The following is a 1816-nucleotide window of genomic DNA, read 5'->3' on the forward strand; positions in this document are numbered from 1 at the left end:
ACCCCCGAGGAACGCCTTCTGTACCACCACCTTCTTGCTGAGGCCCTGGAGTCCAACCCCTACGCCCAGGGCTACACCCTGTTCCTCGACCACGAGAATCCCCGCTGGGAGGTTTGGGGCTCCGAGGAGTCCTGACCGCCCCAAGGGGTAGACACCGGCCCCTCTCTCATCTGTCATCGGATGACAGATGAGGGGGACGCGAAAGATCCCGAGACCGAGCCCTGACGCCCCAATGTCCGCCCCCGGCCCCCTCGCTCGAGGGGGCTTAAAGCCGTTTTACGCGGTCAGGCGAGAAACGCCGTTCTGGACGCGGTTCCTGGTGAGGCCTTCGGGGAGAGCATATTTCCCTTAATTTGCATTAAAGGAAATGACTCACTGCGGGGCGCGGTGCTAGTATGTTGATATGCCACGAGGCGAGAACCTAAAGAGCGCCCGGCAACCGCTAGAGGTGCGGCTGAAGCTGCTGGGGATTCAAGAGGCCCTCAGACCCGATGAGGCCAGTGTCAAGGTGCGGGTGCGGCTGCGGAAGCCGGTGGCCGCCCTGCTCGAGTCCATGAGCACGAAGCAGCGGGGTGAGGTGTTTGAGGCCGGGCTGAAGGCCCTGGGTATGGAGGTGGGTGATGAGCAGGAGTAAACCAGAACCACGCAAGCGGGCTAACGGGCTTGGCTCCAAGCCGGTGAAGCGCGGGGATTCCTGGAGCGTTCAGGTAACCGTAGGCCGCCGCCCGGATGGGAAGCTGGACCGCCGCCGGGTGACGGGCCACACCCCGGAAGAGGCCATGCAGAAGGCCCGTGAACTTCAGGTAGCTGCCGCCCAGGGGATGCTAGCCACGCACGAACGCCTGACGGTGGGCGAGTGGATGAAGACCTGGGTCGAGGCCAAGGCCACCCGCGCCGCGCCCACCTACCGGCTCAAGCTCGAGGCCCACGCCAAGCACATCACCCAACACCTGGGGAGCATGGAGCTTCGCAAGCTGAGGCCGGGGCACGTCCACACCTTCGCCCGCGCCCTGGAGGCCAAGGAGTTAGCCCCTTCCTACCGCCGTGAGGTGCTGAGCACCCTCGAGGCCGCCCTTGAACGCGCCGTGGTCATGGAGCTTATCCCGCGCAACGTAGCCCGCCCGGTGAAGCTGGAGGCCGCCCCCGTGACCCGCAAGGTCAAAGCCTGGGACGCCGCTACCGTGGCCCGCTTCCTCGAGGTGGCCCGCCCCTACCGGCTGTATCCGCTGTTCTACCTGGGCTTTGCCACCGGCTTGAGGCGTGAGGAGCTTCTAGGCCTGGCCTGGCAACACGTGGACCTCGAGGCCCGCACCCTGCGGGTGGAGCAGACCTTAACCCCGGACAAGGGCGGTGTCCACATCGGCCCCCCCAAGACCCGCAACAGCCGCCGGGTGGTGGGCTTCGGCCCGGACGTGGCCGCCGTGCTGGAGGGGTGGAAGGCCGAGCTAGCCGAAGAGCGCCGCATCCTGGGGAGGGAGTGGCACGATTCGGGGCTGGTGTTCCCCTCGAGCACCGGCCACCCCCTGCACCCGCGCAACGTGAACCGGATCTCCCATCGCGCTGAAAAAACGTGGCACTCTGCGGGCATGAGTAGATCACCGCAAACCAATACGGCATCCCGCCTGCTCGACGTGGCCGCCCTGCGCAACGAGTTCGCCTTGGGCCGTGAAACTTCCTACGCCCTGCTCCGCATGTTGCCCCACGTGAAGGCGGGCAGCCGCTACCTGATCCGTCGAGAGGACCTCGAGCGCTACCTCGAGCAGGCCGCTCGTGAGGGTCGAGACATTCGGAAAGAGGCTTTAGCTGCCGCCCGCGC

General features: G+C 66.1%; 2 protein-coding genes. Both read left to right on the forward strand.

Annotated features, from left to right (window positions below; translation table 11 throughout):
- Nucleotides 1–403 precede the first annotated feature (403 nt).
- Complete coding sequence (locus DP091_RS30810; protein ID WP_075275658.1) at nt 404–634, forward strand: hypothetical protein; 231 nt, start codon at nt 404–406, stop codon at nt 632–634.
- Nucleotides 621–1816, forward strand: a 1196-nt coding sequence (locus DP091_RS30815) for a tyrosine-type recombinase/integrase (RefSeq protein WP_113061816.1), incomplete at its 3' end; no start/stop codon positions are given. The genes DP091_RS30810 and DP091_RS30815, both read left to right, overlap by 14 nt.

Origin of the sequence: Paenibacillus sp. MDMC362, from assembly GCF_003269305.1 — a bacterium.
Lineage (GTDB): Bacteria > Bacillota > Bacilli > Paenibacillales > Paenibacillaceae > Paenibacillus_AQ.